We start from the raw sequence: 15,129 nt of genomic DNA, 5'->3' as shown, positions 1-15,129 counted from the left end.
CACCTTCCTCACAGCGCCGCGTCAGATGGTGCCTGGCACCCAAATGACTGTCGGCGTTTCCAATGCCGCCCAGCGCGCGGCGATCATCACCTATTTGGAAGGCGCCGGTGTGAAATGACATAGCGTGCCGCCCAACGCCATACGAGCGGCGGCCCAGCTCATGCATACCGATCGAGCCCGGCGAGGCGCGCATCTCAAGGCACTACCACGATCTTCAGTGTCTCATTGGGGGTGATGTCGGGCGCAAGGCGATCCGGCAGAACCACAGCGTCCAGGTCGTCACGGCGGCCACGCTCGTTGCGATGCTGGCCAAGGCCCATAATGACGGTTCACTCGAAAAGCAGCTGACGACCCTGTCGCGGGCGATGGCGAACTGAAGCCGGATACCGGCGCCGAGACGTTGTGCGATTACGACGCCACGCTGATGCCGCGCCCTTTCCGTCCAAGGCCGTGATGGCGTGCCGAAAAAGCGGAACGATCTTGTCATGCAGGCACTGGACGCAAGCCTATCGAAAGCGTCCTGGGGTTCGGGCTGTAACCTTTACTTGCCGGATTTCTCGTCGGCTTTCTTGGGAGTGACCGTCGCAGTCGGCGGGTCAGGCGGTCGGGTGAGGACAACTTTCGGCGGCTCCGGGTCGGTTGCTGGCGCTTCCGGTCCCGCCTTGCCGAGCGCGACCGACATGCCGAACACCTTCCATTGCCGGTCGACGGGCGCAAACAGCAGCTCGAAATTGACCTGCATCGGCACCGAGGGAAAGAAACCGGCCATGTGCAACATGCCGTTGGGCTCGATTTGCGGCAACAATGTCAGTTGCGGCTCCAGCACCGCGACGCCGCCGAGGTCGATACCGTCTTTGCGGTGGCCTGCGAAGATCTCGGCCAGCTTGGCCGCATTGTTGGCCTGGAAGCCCGGCGCGCCGAGATCGCGCAGCACCGTGTAATTCCCGGTTTTGTTGGCGTGGTCGAGCGCCAGCAGCGAGCCGCGCACCAGGATCAGCACGCCATTGCGATCGACGTTGGCTTGCTTCGACGCTTACGGCCTGACGGATTTCTGGGTCTTCGACGTTTGCGCCAGGGCAGGCAGGCCAAGCGCCGGAACGGCCGTCGTCAGCACCAAGGCTGCCAGCAACATTCTTCCCGCCGGCCGCATTCTCGCACCCCAACCTTTCCTGTCACGCCGGGCGACCGTCAGAACTCACCCTGCAAGCCGAAACGCAGCGCATGGCTGTCGCTGCCGCCGTAGGAATATCCAAGGCTGACCGCGAACGGCTCGTCGAACAGGTCAAGCCGGTGCGTGAGCGAGCCGCCGAATGCCGTCTCGCCCTTGAAATGACCTAAATTCGTCGCCCAACTCGTGCGGCCCGGCGCCGACGGCATCGGCGCGTTCGCCATGGCAATCGCGGCGGCGATGCCTTGACGCGCTTCCTTGCGTGTTTCGCCAAGCTCGCTGCTCAGATCGCCGAGGCCGCCCTCCAGCGCGTCGACGCGGCCATCGAGCGAGGCGATGTTGGTCTCGTTGATCGTGGTGCGGCTGTCGAGACTGGAGATCTGCGCAGTGTGCAGGTTGAGCTAAAATGTTTCCCGACCCTGCTCACCTCGGCGAGTTCAGGGAGAACAGCGATTAATTAAGCGATTGCTAACTTTTATTCAAAGCCATTTGGCCAGATGGTCGTTCGCAAAGCCGCGGCCCGATTCGAAAGACGGCACCTAAGATGCCAGTGAGGGCGCCGCCCATCACGTCGGTGACATGGAACCAACAGGGAGCAATAGGGGAAAGGTCAGGGGGTTTCGGATGTTTCGGACGGTTCGTCTTGTCCTTTCTGATCAAGCACAGCAAGGAGTGCCCCAATGGCGCCAGGTAGGTGCGCCTCGACCTTCAAATCTAACACCTTGTGGAGGAAATGACGGGTCTCATCGGACGCAATCATGCGCCGAACAGCGTGCGCAGCCGACATCTGCCCTGATTGATAACGCTCGGCCATGATTGGAACTATCCCACTCCAGAGCGCCAAACTCGTTCAGGACAGAATGGTTCCAATCAAGGGTCACCTCGGGCGCCCTTCGCTTCAGATCAATGGCGTTCAACTCACCCCTGCTCAGTGTAGCTTCTCGATTGGTCATAGCACTTCCCCTTCCACGGGATCCGGTGATTGCGCCATGGCCGCTTTCGCCTCAGCGGTTGGTTCAGCCAGCCTTACTTTGGTCAAAACGGTCGCAGCCATTAGGCGATCGAGGTTCGCTCTGGTCCGCTGAGCTATCGGCTGAATGTGTGCGGATATGAAAGGCGCGGCCAAGAAGTGATTGGCTTCACGGCGTGTCGCTTTGCGGCAGCCATCCGGGAGACGGCCGGGACTGCATCATGGCGATCAATTCGCTTCCGGCTAAGCGGAGGAAGGCGCATTCCTGAAACGCCGGCCACCGGAGGACTGCGCTCTGTTGCGCCCGCCGGTCGCGTCGGGTGCAGTCTCGATGATCTCGCCCGCCACCACAGCGCGCACCCGCTCCAGCATCTTGGGAATATCCCGGGCAGGCAGCGGGCGGCTGAGCAGGAAGCCCTGCGCTTCTGTGCAGCCTTCTCGTCGGACCCGGTCGAGCTGCTCCACCGTCTCAACCCCTTCGGCGGTGGTCCGCATTCCGAGGCTGTTGCCTAGACCCGTGATGGCTCGGATGATGGCAACAGAACTGTCGATGCCCCCCACGTCCGTGATTAAGGATTGGTCGATCTTGATCTTGTCGAACGGGAACGAGCGCAGGTAGCTCAAGCTCGAATATCCGGTACCGAAATCGTCCATCGCGATGTGCACGCCCAGCATATGAATCTGCTGCAGCATCGCCAGCGTCGCCTGGGTGTTGGCCAGCAGCACCGTTTCGGTAATTTCAAGCTCGAGCTGGTTCGGGGGCAGTCCCGAGACATCGAGCGCCTCGACAATTGCCGAGAGCAGGCGCGAGTTGCGAAACTGCATGGGCGACAGATTGACGGCGACCTTGATGCCATCGGGCCAGCGTGCCGCATCCAGACAGGCTTGCTTGACTACCCATTCCCCGACCGGGACGATCAGGCCAATCTCCTCGGCCAGGGGAATGAACTCGGCTGGGGAGACAATGCCGCGTCTCGGGTGATGCCAGCGAAGCAGCGCCTCGAAGCAGCTAACCTCGCCACGGCCGATATTGAGGAGCGGTTGGTAGTAGATCTCGAATTGCCCGCGATCCAGCGCTTCGCGCAGATCGAGTTCGAGAAATCGCCGCGCCTGCATGCGGGCATCCATTTGCGACTCGAAGAACCTATACGTCCTGCGTCCCTCGGCCTTTGCCCGATAGAGCGCCATGTCGCCGTTCTTGAGCAACTGGTCGGTGTTCCTGCTGTCGTTGGGCGCAATCGATATGCCGACGCTGACGCTGATCACGACCCCATGACCGTCGACCACATAAGGCGCGCTGAGCGCATCGATGACCCGTTGCGCGAGGGCGGTTGCCTCGACCGGTTGACCTGCCTCCCTTTGAATGATCACGAACTCGTCGCCCCCAAGCCTGGCCACTGTGTCATCATCGCGGACCAGCCGCCTCAGCCTGGAGGCAACCTCCTTCAGAAGGGCGTCGCCGGCCGAATGCCCCAGCGTGTCGTTGACCATCTTGAAATGATCGAGATCAAGGCAAAGGAAGGCGACTTTGCCATCTCTGCGTCCCATCTCGGCGAGGGCTTCCTCGGCGCGTTCGCGGAACAATATGCGGTTTGGAAGGTCGGTAAGCCCGTCATGGCGTGCCATGTGAGAGATGCGGGCCTCGTTGCGGCGCAAGTCGGTCACGTCGTGATGGGTGGCGAGCCACCCGCCGCCCGGCAGTGGTTGGTGGATGAGGTCGATGGTCCGTCCATCATTGAACTCCACCAAGCTCTCCACGCGCTCAGCGCGGTCGATGGTCTCAGAGAGTTGTTGCAGATACTTTCCCGGGTCTTGGCCAACGTACAGCCCCGCCGAAATTCGGTACTGCATCAGATCGGCCCATTGCGTGCCTGGACGAGTCAGGGCCTCCGGTAGGTTGTAGAGATCAGCGTAACTCTGGTTGCAAAGAACCAGCTGTCGCCCGGCATCGAACATGCATAGGCCCACGGGCATGTTGGCGGCGGCGGCTGCTAGGTGCTGCCGTTCCTGTTCGGCCTCGCGGGCCAAGGCGTCACTACGCTCCAGGCTGGCACGGTAGCCGGCAAACGCCGAGAACAATAGCCCAACCTCGTCGCGCCGATCGCTTTTCAGCGCAACGAGGGTTGAGCGGCGGTCGCCTTGCGTCAACCGGTGCATCGCCTCGCTCGCGGCGAGGATCGGCTTGCTGACATTGTGGTGAATCCAGGCGACAAGCCCGCCAAGACACGCGGCCGCAAAAACAATCGCTATCCAGGTCAGCCGCTGTGCGACGCTGTAGCTGCGATCGGCCATCGCTGCGACAGCAGTGCTGCGCTGGTTGGTGAGGGCCAGCAGGCCGTCCAGTCGCTGAGCCGCCTCGGCAACAATTGGAAGCGACACTGTCTCGAACTCTTTAAAGGCCCTCGATCGCTCTCCTGTTTCCAGGAGCGGGAAAATCGACGTCAGGGAATCTTCATAGGCCGTCCACAGATAGACAAACTGGTCGAACAGGTCCTGCTCGGCCAGCGATCCGGCACTCCTGCGGTAGGCTCGCCGACCTCGGAGTATCTCATCGCTCTCCTTCGCCATCTTGTCATTGATGCCGAGCAATTGTTGAGTATCGTCAGTGCGCATGCGCAGGGTCGCATAGAGCTGATGTTCCGCCAGGTTGCGCTTCATCTCCTCCACGACCTGGACCTGCGGCAACCAAACCGCGGTGATCTCGCTTGTGACTTCGTTGAGAGATCGCAGCTGCGCGACTCCAAATAGCCCTACTGCCACAATGCACAGCAACGCCACACCAAAGCCCAGCGACAGCTTGGTCCTAACGCTAACGCCCTTCAGGTGGTTCATGTAAAACACTGGCACAATACGGCCAATCCCGCCCCACGTACGCCAATTCAACGAGAATTTAGGAGTGAATTCCTTTAATGTCGCACATGACGTATTAATTCGGGCTTAAGACGGTACTTTGTGCAATTTGCAGCCTCCTCTTAGGTGGCGGCGGGAAGACCTGCCGGCGGTCGCAACTTCTCACGCTCGGCGTGGCACTGCGGCAGGCGAGTTTCGACGTGGGCATCGCGCCGCCAACTTTCAATGCCCGTATCATCGCGCTTCGCTTTTTCTTTGGCACGACCTGCGGCCGCGAGGACATGAAGCGGCATACGCAATTCCGTCGGCAACCGCAGAAGTTGTCGGTGGTCTTGAGCATCGAGGAGGTTTCCAACCTGCTGATGGCGGCCCCGGGCCCGGGCCTGAAGTATCGCGCGGCACTCAGCATCTCTTATGGGCTAAGGGCTTCAGAGAATGGATTCTTTGTCATCGGCTCTCCTCGCCCCTTGACTCCAATTCTCACGCCTATAAGACATATCTTATGAATAGTATGAAGAATAAGAAATCTTTCAGCACCGCGCGCACGTCAAGAGTCACGGTGGCGGTTTCCAGCGGCTCGACGGCGCTGCATGCAACTGTGGTCGAGCAGATCGGGCTGCGCATCGTGCAGGGCGACTTCCTGCCCGGCGAGGCACTGCCCAACGCCGACGATTCCAGCCAGATGCTAGGGGTCAGCCGCACGGTGCTGCGCGAGGCGATCAAGGTTCTGGCCGGCAAGGGGCTTGTCGAATCGCGGCCGAAGACCGGCACAAGGGTGCGTCCCCGCGCCGACTGGAATTTTCTCGATCCGGATGTCCTGTCGTGGCGCTATGCCAGCGACGTCAGTGCCGAGGACGTCCGGGCGCTGTTTGAGCTTAGGCGAGCCATCGAGCCGATGTCGGCCGCGCTTGCCGCACGGCGGGCCACACGCGCGCAGGTTGCCGAGATCAATGCCGCGCTGGCCGAAATGGAAGCCGTGGTCGAAGACGGCGACCGCTTCGCCAAACCCGATCTTTTGTTCCATCAGACTATTCTGCGCATGACCGGCAACGAGTTGATCGGCTCGCTGGCGGCTCTGGTCGAAACGGCATTGGTGATGAGCTTTCGCCTCTCCAACGACAATCCGGAAGGGCAGCGCCATTCTTTGCCGCTGCACCGGGAAGTGGCCGAAAAGATCGCATCCGGAGATGCAGCCGGCGCGCAAAATGCGCTGCTGGTGCTCATCGACAATGCCGAGGAAGACGTGCGCCGCAGCGTCGAGAACCGCAACAGGCGCCGCCAGGATCGGGAACAGACATCGTGACCGAGACCAAGCGCAAGCTGCGATCCGAGGCCTGGTTCGGCGGCGAGGGCAAGAACGCCTTCATGCACCGCAGCTGGATGAAGAACCAGGGCATCCCCGCCGACGCTTTTGACGGCCGCCCAGTGATCGGCATCTGCAACACCTGGTCGGAGCTGACCCCCTGCAATGCCCATCTCCGCGGCCTGGCAGATCACGTCAAGCGTGGGGTCTATGAAGCCGGCGGCCTGCCGCTGGAGTTCCCGGTGATGTCGCTGGGCGAGAGCAACATGCGCCCCACCGCCATGCTGTTTCGCAATCTGGTCAGTATGGACGTCGAGGAATCCATACGCGGCAATCCGATCGACGGCGTCATCCTGCTGGTCGGTTGCGACAAGACCACGCCCGCACTGCTGATGGGCGCTGCGTCGTGCAATCTTCCGACCATCGCTGTTTCTGGCGGACCGATGCTCAACGGCAAGTTCCGCGGACAGGATATCGGCTCGGGCACGCATGTCTGGAAATTCGCCGAGGAAGTGAAGGCCGGCCGAATGCCGGTTGCCGACTTCCTTGCCGCGGAGCAGGGCCAGAGCCGGTCGGCCGGCAGCTGCATGACGATGGGCACGGCTTCGACCATGGCCAGCATGGTCGAAGCGCTCGGCATCGGTATGCCGGACAATGCCGCGATCCCGGCGGTGGATTCGCGCCGTGGCGTGCTCGCCCAGGTGGCCGGACGCCAGATCGTCGAGCTGGTCCGCAGGGACGTGAAAATTTCGGACATTCTCACCAAGCAAGCGTTCGAGAACGCCATTCGCGTCAACGGCGCGATTGGCGGTTCGACCAATGCGGTGCTGCATCTGATCGCCATCGCCAACCGGGTCGGTGTCGATCTCAGCCTCGAAGACTGGGACCGCCTTGGCCGCGGCGTTCCAACCATTGTCGACCTGATGCCATCGGGCCGGTTCCTGATGGAAGATTTCTACTACGCCGGGGGGCTGGCTGCGGTCATGGCGTCGCTTGATCAAGTGGGGCTTCTTCATCGCCACGCCATCACCGTCAGCGCCAAGACCATCGGTGAATTGATCGACGGCGCGCCCAACTACAACAGCGAGGTGATCCGGCCGCTGAGCCAGCCGCTGACCAAGGAGGGCGGCATCTCCATTCTGCGCGGCAATCTGGCGCCCAATGGGGCGGTCATCAAGCCGTCTGCGGCAACGCCCGAGCTGATGCAGCATCGCGGCAAGGCGGTGGTGTTCGAGAACATCGAGCACTACTACGCGCGCATCGACGATCCGAAGCTGGACATCGACGCCTCTTCGGTGATGGTGCTGAAGAATTGCGGGCCGCGTGGTTATCCCGGAATGGCCGAGGTCGGCAACATGCCGCTGCCGGCGAAGCTGCTCAAGCAGGGTGTCTCCGACATGGTGCGCATTTCGGACGCGCGTATGAGCGGCACGGCCTACGGCACCGTGGTGCTGCATGTGGCGCCGGAAGCCGCGGCCGGTGGCGCGCTTGCGCTGGTGCGCGACGGTGACCTCATCGAGCTCGATGTCGCCGGCCGCCGGCTGGAGCTCTTGGTATCGGATGAGGAGCTCGCAATCCGCCGGCGTGACTGGAAGCCGCCGGCGCCGCCGGAAGGGGGCTACCAGAGCCTCTATGTCGAGCGCGTCCTACAAGCAGACAAGGGCTGCGATTTCGACTTTCTCGTCGGCCGGCGCGATGCCGGCATTCCTCGGCATTCGCACTAGAGAGGCGCGCGATGACGGATGAAATCGGCTACGCGGTCTATCCAAGCCTCAAGGGCCGCAGTGTCTTCATAACCGGCGGCGGCAGCGGCATCGGCGAAAGCCTGGTACGCCATTTCTGCGCGCAAGGCAGCCGTGTCGCGTTTGTCGACATGGCCGAGGAGCCTTCACGGCGCCTGGTCGACGCGATCGCGGCCGAGGGACATGCCGCACCACTGTTCATTCCCTGCGACCTGCGCAACATCGAAGAGTTGCAGGTGGCAACGGTGCAGGCGATGCGGCACAACGGCCCCATCCAGGCCCTGTGCAACAATGCCGGCAATGACGATCGCCACCAGAGCAAGGACGTGACGGTTGCCTATTGGGACGACCGCATGGCGGTCAATCTGCGCCACCAGTTCTTCGCCGCGCAGGCTGTGCGTGCACAGATGAGCACGCTGGGCGGCGGCTCGATCATCAATTTCGGCTCCATCACCTGGATGGTCGGCGATCCGGATTGCCCGGCCTATGTCACCGCCAAAGCCGCCGTTTACGGCATGACGCGGGCGCTGGCCCGCGAACTCGGCCCCGAGCGCATCCGCGTCAACTGCATGGTGCCGGGCTGGGTGATGACCGAGCGCCAGATGCGCCTGTGGCTGAACCCGGCCGGCGAACGCCAGATCGAGGAAAGACAGTGCCTGCCCGATCGGCTGCAACCCTCCGATATCGCGCGCATGGCGCTGTTCCTCGCCGCCGACGACAGCCGCATGTGCACGAGCCAGCAGTTCATCGTCGATGCGGGCTGGGTGTGACCCGTACGGCTTCAAAGGAAGAAGGTTAGTTCATGCGTCTTGTTCAGTTCAAAATGGCCGACGGCAGCAGACGGGTTGGCCGTGTCTCCGACGACGGCAATCATCTGCATCCACTCGACAAGACCAGCACCGTGCTGGAACTGGCCGAAGCGGCGATCGCCGAGGGCGCGTCCATCGCCTCGCTGGTCGAGAAGCGGACCGGCACGGTGAAAATCGATTACGACCAGCTGTTGCGCGATGGCCGCGTGCTGGCCCCGGTCGACCATCCGGAGCCGGCGCGCTTCCTGGTCACCGGCACGGGCCTGACCCATACGGGAAGTGCGGCCGCACGCGACAAGATGCATGTGCTGACCCATGGCGAGGATGCCGAGGAATCGGATTCGCTGAAGATCTTTCGCATGGGCCTGGACGGCGGCAAGCCCGCCGCCGGGCAGATCGGCATCCAGCCCGAATGGTTCTTCAAGGGCGTCGGCACCTGTGTCGTGCCGCCAGGTGCGCCGCTGCCGATGCCGGCCTTCGCGCGCGCCGGGGCCGAAGAAGCCGAGATCGTCGGCCTCTATCTCAATGGGCCGGATGGCCGCCCCTACCGCATCGGCTATGCGCTCGGAAACGAATATTCCGACCATGTCACGGAAGCCGAGAATTACCTCTATCTCGCCCATTCCAAGCTGCGCTCCTGCTCGATCGGACCGGAGCTGCTGATCGGCGACCTGCCCGACGAAGTGCGCGGCCATTCCCGCATCCTGCGCGACGGCACCGTCATCTGGGAGCAGGAGTTTTTGTCGGGCGAGGCGCACATGTCGCATTCGATCGCCAATCTAGAACACTTCCATTTCCGCTACCCGATGCACCGCAGGGCGGGCGACCTGCATGCCTATTTCTTCGGCGCGGCGGTGATGAGCTACGCCTCCGGCGTCAAGACGGCTTCCGGCGACGAATATGAAATCCAGGCACAGACATTCGGCAAGCCACTGCGCAACCGGATGGTGTCGGTGCCGGACGAGGGACTGGTCGCGGTCACCCAGCTGTGACGGCGAAAGTCCGGAAACTGCGGTCCACCAGAACGATAATGGGAGATTGAAAATGGGACTGAAAAAACTGTTTCTAAGACTAGCGACAATCGGGCTCGGCATCGGCCTGATGACATCGGCGGCGCTTGCCGCGAACCTGCGGGTTCTGGCCTGGGACGGCTATGCCGATCCCGATTGGGTCAAGGACTTCACCGCCGCGACCGGCATCGGCGTCGATGTCGTCTTCATCGGCAGCGATGACGAGATCTGGGCCAAGATCAAGGGCAGCGAAGGCCAGGATTTTGACGTCTTCGCCGTCAACACCGCCCAGCTGCAGCGTTACATCAAGGCCGACCTCGTGTCGCCAATCGACGTGACGAAGCTGCCGAACCAGAAGGAAGTGTTGCCGCGCTTCCGTGATCTGTTTCAAGTCAGCGGCGACACCAAGGACGGCAAGGTCTACGGCATTCCGTTCTGTTTCGATTCGATCGGGCTGATCTACGACACCGACAAGGTCAAGCCGGCACCGACCTCGATGTCGGTTCTGTGGGACCCGGCCTACAAGGGCAAGGTGCTGGCCTACGACAATGGCGAGCACAATTTCTCGTTCACCGCACTGACGCTCGGCTACAAGGATCCATTCAATCTCAACGAAGAGCAGATGGCGGCGGTCAAGGCCAAGCTGGTCGAACTGAAGCGCAACGTGCTGAGCTTCTATACAACCGCCGACGAGGCGCAGCAGATCTACCAGAACAATGATGTCGCCCTGATCTGGGCCAACTACGGCCAGCAGCAGGTCAAGGCGCTGCAGAAGATCGGCGCCCATGTCGCCTACGTCAATCCAAGCGAGGGCGCGCTCGCCTGGCTCGACAACTGGGTTATTTCCAAGGGCGTCCACGACAATGCGGCGGCCGAGAAATGGATCGATTTCATGCTGAGCAAGAAGGTCAGCGGCGCGCTTTCCGAGCGCACCGGCTTCGGCAACACCGTGGTCGAGTCGAGCAGCGCCGGCGGTAACGACAAGCTGGTCTGGCTCAACAATGTCGAGGATCCGCTCAAGCGGTCGGACATGTGGAACGAGGTCAAGGCGACGCCCTGATCTTGTCCGCCCCATGCCTTTGAAGGACCCGGCGGTCCGGAGGTTCCGGACCGCCGAAGTATATGCGAGAGTATTTCATGAACCAGAACGCCGACCTGCTGACGCTGCGGTCCGTCTCGAAATCCTACGGCACGGTCCCCGTGCTGCACGACATCGACCTATCGATCCGGGACGGTGAGTTCCTCACCGTGCTTGGGCCTTCGGGCTCCGGCAAGACCACGGTCCTGCGCCTGATCGGCGGACTGGAACCGCTGACTTCGGGCGAGATCCACCTGGATGGGCAAGACATCAGCCGCATGCCGATCAACCGACGGCCGTTCAATACCGTGTTCCAGGACTATGCGCTGTTTCCGCATTTGACCGTTTCCGGCAATGTCGGCTACGGGCTTTCGGTTCGCCATGTCCAGCGCAAGGTAATCGCGCGCCGTGTCACGGAGGCGCTGGACCTGGTTCAGCTCGGGCGTTTCGCCGACCGCTTTCCCGCGCAGCTCTCCGGCGGCCAGCGCCAGCGCGTCGCGCTCGCCCGTGCACTGATCTGCCAGCCGCGCCTGATCCTACTCGACGAGCCGCTCGCAGCACTTGACCTCGAACTGCGCCGGCAGATGCAGGTCTTCCTGAAATCCATCCAGCGCGAAATCAAGACCACCTTCCTGTTCGTCACCCACGACCAGGAAGAAGCCATCGGCATGGCCGATCGGATCTGCGTCATGGAGGCCGGCCATATCCGCCAGCTCGGCACACCGCATGAGCTTTACTACAAGCCGAATTGCGAGTTCGTCGCGCGCTTCTTCGGCGAGAACAATCTGGTGGCCGGAAAACTTGGGGCCGTCCAGGGCGAGCTGCGGTCGATCGAGACGGCGCTTGGCCGACTGGTTTGTTCGATCAGGAACCAGCCTTATTTGAAAGCAGCAGCGGATGGTGCCAGCGCCTACGCGGCATTCCGTCCCGAGGCCTTGCATCTTGCGGACGCGAAGGACACCGACAACCGCTTTTCCGGCACGACCTCCGACATGGCCTTCGCCGGCTCATCCACGGTCGTCACCATCGCGGCCGGCGCCGACGATGCTGCGCAACACCTGCGGCTGCGCGTGCCGAGTCGGGTCGACGGCAGCACCCTGAAACCCGGCGAGGTTGTATCGCTTTCGTTTGCGCCGCATGAAGGCCATCTGGTGCTGGCATGAGCGAAGCTGGTTCGACACAGCCTGCGCAAAAACGGCTGTCGCTGCTGGTGACAGTGCTGGCGTTTGCCTTGCCGGTGGTCTTCGTCCTGGTGCCGCTGGCGATCTTCCTCGGCTACAGTTTCTTCAGCGTCGACCAGGGCACGATTGTCTACGGCCTGTCACTGGGCAACTATGTCAGGTTCTTCACCGATCCGATCTTTCTCCCGGTATTCTGGAATACCATCGTTCTGTGCGGCTCGGTGGCCATCATCTGCATCCTGCTTGCCTATCCCGCCGCCTATTTCCTGACGACGCTGAAAGGCCGCTGGCGCTATGCCTTGCTGATGCTGCTGCTGGTACCGCTGCTGATGAGCTACGTTATCAAGATCTATGCGATCCGCAGCATCCTCGGCCTCAACGGTTTTCTCAATAAGGCGCTGGTGGCGCTCGGCATCCTGCAGGAGCCGTCGACGCTTTTCGTGTTCAACATGAATGCCATCCTGCTGACGCTGACACTCCTTCTGATTCCCTTCGCCATCCTGCCGATCTTCCTGTCGCTGGAGCGGATTCCGCAGGTCCTGTTGCGGGCGTCCGACGATCTCGGCGCGAGCGGCCTGCAGACATTCCTGCGCATCACCTTGCCGCTGAGCCTGCCCGGCATCGCTTCGGCGGCGAGCTTCGTCTTCGTGCTGGCGATCGGCGATTTCCTGACGCCGCAGATGGTCGGCGGGATCAGCGGCTTCACCTTCGGCCGCATCCTCTACAGCCAGTTCGGCACGGCTTATAACTGGCCGTTCGGCGCCGCGCTGTCGGTGGCGCTGGCAGTCGTGGTGATCGCGGCAATCCTCGTCGGCGAACGCTTCGGGCGCCACCGGGGGATTTCGATATGAGCGCCCTGCCCCGACTGTCCACCATCTTTCTAGCTGCGATCACGACACTGGTTGCGGTGTTGCTCTACAGCCCCCTGTTCGTGCCAATCGTGTCTTCATTCTTCACCATTGCGCACGGCAATGTCGACTGGTCGTCGCCAACCCTCTCGACCTATGTCGCGCTGGCCGAAAATCACGACATATTGGCCGCCTTGCGCACCACGCTGATCGTCGGTGTCTGCACTGTCATCCTGTCGGTGGTCAGCGGAACGCTGCTGGCGCTCTACTATTACGGCCGGCGTTCCGGGCGGTCGGTGCTGCAGTTCATCATCTTCCTGCCATTCCTGATGCCGCCGATCATCAGCGGCCTGGCGCTGCTGATCTTCTTTCGCGAAATCGGTCTCGAACGCTCGCTGCTGACGGTTGTCATCGGCCATACGGTCTTCGTGTTGGCGATCGTCTACCGCACGGTGCTGATGCGGCTGCAGTCGATGAGCCGCACGCTGGTCGAAGCGTCCTACGATCTCGGCGCCACGGGCTGGCAGACGTTCTGGCGAATCATCCTGCCGAACCTATCGAGCGCCATGGTCGGCGGCGCCATCCTGGCCTTCGCCCTATCGTTTGACGAGACCATGATCACCATCCTGGTCACCGGCACCCAGAGTACGCTGCCGGTCAGGCTGTGGGCGATGATGCGGCTTGGCTTTTCGCCCGACATCAATGCCCTGGTGGCGCTGATCCTGATGTTCACCGTGCTGCTTTGCGTGCTTGCCGCCCGCTTTCTCATCCCCAGGCAAGTCGCGCAGGAACGGACCTGAGTTGCCGGGCAATCGTCATCGTTGGAAGGCAGTGGGGTTGAGGTCGAAGACCCGTCCCGGATTGAGGATGTTTCTGGGGTCAAGTGCCGTCTTCAGCCGCCGCATCGTCGCGATCTCGGCATCGCTGCGGACCAGATGCAGCCACTTCTTCTTGTCGAGGCCGATACCATGTTCGGCCGAAACGCCACCGCCGGCCGCCGCGACGCCGCGATAGACGATGTCATACGCCGCCGCAGGATCGACCGTGCGTACCTGATAGTGCAGATTGCCGTCGCCGAGATGGCCGAAGACATAGACGTCGGCGCCGGGGTCGACGGCATGGATGGCGGCGTCCGCCGCTTGCAGGAACGCACCCATCCGCGCCAACGGGATGCTGATGTCGACGCCGATCAGATCCTTGATCGAAAACAGGACGCGATTGGCGTCTTCGCGCACGTCCCAAAGGGCTCGGAATTCGCGCGACGACTGCGAGACGACGACATCGTCGATGACGCCGTCCTCGACCGCTTGCATCAGCACTTCGGAGAAGCGCTCGCCGTCGCGCTCGGGCTCGCTGCCCTGTATCTCGGCCAGCACATAAACAGGCGAGCCCGCGGGCAGCGGCGCCCGCATGGCCATGCTGGCGACCATGACGTCATAGAGCGGTGCGAAATTGACCTCATAGGCGGACAGCAGTGGGCCGAGCTTTTGCCGCAGCAGCCCAAGCAGCGCGATCGCCGCATCGAGCGAGGAGAGCGCGCAGAAGGCGTTCACCTCGGACGCGGGCTTCGGATGCAGCCTGAGCGCGGCGCGGGTGACAACACCGAGAGTTCCTTCCGTGCCGATGAAGAGCTGGCTGAGGTCGTAGCCGGAATTGTCCTTGGGCAGGCCCTTGAGCGAGGTCAGCACGCTGCCATCTGCAAGCACGGCTTCCAGCCCCAGAACCTGGGCCCGGTACATGCCATAGTGCAGCACGCGGATACCGCCGGCATTGGTGGCGATATTGCCGCCGACCGTGGCCGAACCGCGCGCGCCGATATCGACGCCGAACATCAGCCCGGCGCCGTCGGCGGCCTGCTGCACCGCCTGCAGCGTCACGCCCGCTTCGGCAACGATGCTGGCAGCCTGGCGATCCGGCACTGCGAGCCCGGTCATGCGCTCCAGCGAGAGCACGATTTCGCCTGGCTGGACACGCGCCGCGCCCGTCAGCCCCGTGCGCCCGCCCTGCACGACAACCGGCTGGCCGAGATCGTTGCATGCGGCGAGTGCCGTGGCGCCCCCCACCGGGGGGCGCGGGGGGCGCCCCCCGGGAGGGAGCGCCCCCCGCGGGGCGGGGGGGTCCTAGCGCTAGCGCGGGGTGGCAACAGCGCCCGCCCGCCCCCCCCCCCCCC

General features: G+C 62.6%; 15 protein-coding genes. 10 read left to right on the top strand and 5 right to left on the bottom strand.

All coding sequences use genetic code 11. The features are described from left to right. Positions 1-541: 541 nt before the first annotated feature. Together NKI20_RS32390 and NKI20_RS32385 are read right to left on the bottom strand one after the other, a co-directional pair. Entirely contained in the window at positions 542-1,000 is a 459-nt protein-coding gene (locus NKI20_RS32390) for a hypothetical protein (RefSeq protein WP_352837997.1), read from the bottom strand. Between the two features lie 188 nt (positions 1,001-1,188). After that, positions 1,189-1,392, bottom strand: a complete 204-nt coding sequence (locus tag NKI20_RS32385; protein WP_352607786.1) for a hypothetical protein — start codon at positions 1,390-1,392, stop codon at positions 1,189-1,191. A gap of 21 nt (positions 1,393-1,413) precedes the next feature. Here NKI20_RS32385 and NKI20_RS32380 point away from each other — a divergent pair, with 21 nt between their 5' ends. Continuing rightward, on the top strand, positions 1,414-1,629 hold the full coding sequence (locus NKI20_RS32380; RefSeq protein ID WP_352607788.1) for a hypothetical protein: 216 nt from the start codon (positions 1,414-1,416) through the stop codon (positions 1,627-1,629). 149 nt (positions 1,630-1,778) lie between these two features. Here the strand turns inward: NKI20_RS32380 and NKI20_RS32375 are convergent, their stop codons facing one another. Together NKI20_RS32375 and NKI20_RS32370 are read right to left on the bottom strand one after the other, a co-directional pair. Further along, entirely contained in the window at positions 1,779-1,982 is a 204-nt protein-coding gene (locus tag NKI20_RS32375) for a hypothetical protein (RefSeq protein ID WP_352607790.1), read from the bottom strand. Positions 1,983-2,381: 399 nt separating this feature from the next. Continuing rightward, the gene (locus tag NKI20_RS32370; protein WP_352837995.1) at positions 2,382-4,970 is read right to left on the bottom strand and encodes an EAL domain-containing protein; all 2,589 of its coding nucleotides are present in this window, start codon (positions 4,968-4,970) and stop codon (positions 2,382-2,384) included. Between the two features lie 218 nt (positions 4,971-5,188). On the opposite strand from NKI20_RS32370, the gene NKI20_RS32365 reads away from it, so the two are divergent. The 9 genes from NKI20_RS32365 to NKI20_RS32325 all read left to right on the top strand — a co-directional run bounded on the left by NKI20_RS32365 (position 5,189) and on the right by NKI20_RS32325 (position 13,759). Next, positions 5,189-5,494, top strand: coding sequence for a site-specific integrase (locus NKI20_RS32365; RefSeq protein WP_352837993.1), 306 nt, complete (start codon positions 5,189-5,191; stop codon positions 5,492-5,494). Positions 5,495-5,547: 53 nt separating this feature from the next. Next, entirely contained in the window at positions 5,548-6,291 is a 744-nt protein-coding gene (locus NKI20_RS32360; protein ID WP_352837991.1) for a FadR/GntR family transcriptional regulator, read from the top strand. Further along, entirely contained in the window at positions 6,288-8,015 is a 1,728-nt protein-coding gene (locus tag NKI20_RS32355; protein WP_352837990.1) for an IlvD/Edd family dehydratase, read from the top strand. The genes NKI20_RS32360 and NKI20_RS32355 overlap by 4 nt, the downstream gene beginning before the upstream one ends. An 11-nt stretch (positions 8,016-8,026) precedes the next feature. Next, the gene (locus NKI20_RS32350; RefSeq protein ID WP_352837988.1) at positions 8,027-8,803 is read left to right on the top strand and encodes an SDR family NAD(P)-dependent oxidoreductase; all 777 of its coding nucleotides are present in this window, start codon (positions 8,027-8,029) and stop codon (positions 8,801-8,803) included. 32 nt (positions 8,804-8,835) lie between these two features. Next, positions 8,836-9,834: an AraD1 family protein gene (gene araD1, locus NKI20_RS32345; RefSeq protein WP_352837986.1), complete on the top strand. Its 999-nt coding sequence runs from the start codon at positions 8,836-8,838 to the stop codon at positions 9,832-9,834. Positions 9,835-9,886: 52 nt separating this feature from the next. After that, entirely contained in the window at positions 9,887-10,912 is a 1,026-nt protein-coding gene (locus tag NKI20_RS32340) for an ABC transporter substrate-binding protein (protein WP_352837984.1), read from the top strand. A gap of 77 nt (positions 10,913-10,989) precedes the next feature. Continuing rightward, complete coding sequence (locus tag NKI20_RS32335; RefSeq protein ID WP_352837982.1) at positions 10,990-12,093, top strand: ABC transporter ATP-binding protein; 1,104 nt, start codon at positions 10,990-10,992, stop codon at positions 12,091-12,093. Further along, positions 12,090-12,962 (top strand): ABC transporter permease, encoded by an 873-nt coding sequence (locus NKI20_RS32330; RefSeq protein ID WP_352837980.1) that lies wholly within the window; start codon positions 12,090-12,092, stop codon positions 12,960-12,962. The genes NKI20_RS32335 and NKI20_RS32330 overlap by 4 nt, the downstream gene beginning before the upstream one ends. Next, the gene (locus NKI20_RS32325) at positions 12,959-13,759 is read left to right on the top strand and encodes an ABC transporter permease (protein WP_352837979.1); all 801 of its coding nucleotides are present in this window, start codon (positions 12,959-12,961) and stop codon (positions 13,757-13,759) included. Before NKI20_RS32330 ends, NKI20_RS32325 begins: the two co-directional genes overlap by 4 nt. 15 nt (positions 13,760-13,774) lie before the next feature. Here the strand turns inward: NKI20_RS32325 and NKI20_RS32320 are convergent, their stop codons facing one another. Then, positions 13,775-15,022 (bottom strand): FAD-binding oxidoreductase, encoded by a 1,248-nt coding sequence (locus NKI20_RS32320; protein WP_352837978.1) that lies wholly within the window; start codon positions 15,020-15,022, stop codon positions 13,775-13,777. Between the last annotated feature and the right edge of the window lie 107 nt (positions 15,023-15,129).

This window comes from Mesorhizobium sp. M0830 (assembly GCF_040319965.1).
Taxonomy (GTDB): Bacteria; Pseudomonadota; Alphaproteobacteria; order Rhizobiales; family Rhizobiaceae; genus Mesorhizobium.
Note: the sequence above shows the minus strand (reverse complement) of the source record. Positions and strands in the feature narration are given on the sequence as shown.